Origin of the sequence: Streptomyces sp. 13-12-16 (assembly GCF_002114215.1) — a bacterium.
In the GTDB taxonomy this organism is placed as follows: Bacteria; Actinomycetota; Actinomycetes; order Streptomycetales; family Streptomycetaceae; genus Streptomyces.
Genome location: NZ_NCTE01001269.1, coordinates 1 through 1,530, shown reverse-complemented (window position 1 = coordinate 1,530; position 1,530 = coordinate 1). Strand labels below are relative to the sequence as shown.

1 protein-coding gene is annotated in these 1,530 nt (G+C 75.2%); it reads right to left on the bottom strand.

Annotated features, from left to right (window positions below):
• Nucleotides 1-1,530, bottom strand: a 1,530-nt coding sequence (locus B7767_RS39095) for an SDR family oxidoreductase (protein ID WP_143652902.1), incomplete at both ends; no start/stop codon positions are given.

The following is a 1,530-nucleotide window of genomic DNA, read 5'->3' as shown; positions in this document are numbered from 1 at the left end:
GGGCCGCGGCCCGGTGGAAGCGGCGCAGCCGCTGGAAGCGCCCGCCCTGGAAGAGCAGCCCGCCGTACAGGTCGGCGGCCGGGTCGAGCGGGACCGGGGCGGTGCCCTCGGGCACCTGCTCGGGCGGCCCGTCCGGGGCCTGGGCGCCGTCGAAGACGAGCCGGGCCCGGAAGTGCTCGGCCACGAAGCCGGTGTCCTCGGCGTGCACGGCGACGTCGACGGTGCCGCGGCCGGTGACGGTGGCGGCGACGCGGATCCGGGTGCTGCCGTCCGGCGGCACGACGATGGGCCGCAGGAACTTCGCCCCCTCGATGACGGGGGTGCCGTCCCAGCCGGTCGCGGCGGTCGCGACCTGCGTCATCGCCTCCATGCCCATGACGGCGGGCAGCAGCAGGTTCCCGTCGAGCAGGTGGTCGGCCAGGTAGGGGTCGGTGCCCGCGTTCAGCTCCACCTCGGTGACGAGTTCGACGCCGTGGTAGCGCACCAGCGGATTGCCGGTGAACCGCAGCAGCGGCAGCGGCGGCAGGTCGCGGCGCACGGTCTCGATGCCCTCGGTGCGGCCGCTGACGACGGTGACCACGGGGGCGTCCGGATCGGAGATCAGGCGCAGCAGGATCTCCACGCCCTGGTCGGGCGAGACGGGGGTGATGCCCTCGCGGGAGAGCGACTCGACGACGGAGAGCTTCTCGCCCATGCCGACGCCGGACCACACCGACCACTCCACGCACCTGGCGCGCAGCCGCGGATGGGTGCGGGCGGTCTCCTCGGTGAGGTCCGCCAGCCACTCGTTGGCGGTGGCGTAGTGGGCCTCGCCGCGCAGTCCCGCCCGGCCGATGATGCTGCCGAAGGAGACCAGCAGCTTCAGCCCGCCGGCGTCCACCGCGTCGAGGACGGTGCGCAGGCCGTCGACCTTCGGGGCGAAGGTGCGGCGGAAGTCCTGTGCGTCCAGCTCGGTCAGCGGGGCCGGTTCGTTGCGGCCGGCTCCGTGCAGTACGCCGGTGATCCTCCCCAGCGCCTTCTCCAGCTCGGCGACGGCCGCCGCGGTCCGCTCGGGGTCGGTGACGTCGGCGCGGGCGTAGTGCACGCCGACGCCGCTGTCGGCCATCCGCGCCAGGTTCTCGGCGAGTTCGGTGTCGGCGGCCGGGTCCGACCGGCCGAGCACGGCCAGCTTCGCCCCGGTCCTGCGGGCGACGGCCAGGGCGCACTCGGCGGAGATGCCCTTGCCGCCGCCGGTCACCAGCAGGACGTCCGTGGCGTCCAGCGGGAGGTCGGTGTGCTCCTGCTCGACCGGCAGGGCCCGCAGGGTCGGCACGCGCCGCACCCCGGCCGTGTCGTAGTGGGCCTCGCTGAACCGGGCGGTCGCGCGGACCTCGGTGACGACACGTGCCACCGCGTCGGCGTTCAGCGGGGTCTGGACGATCGTGGTGCGCAGGTGCGGGGCCTCCTGGTGCAGGGTCTTGGCCAGGCCCGCCGCGCCGCGTCCGTCCTGCACCAGGACGAACCGCCGCTCCCGCGCTCCCGCCAGGGCGT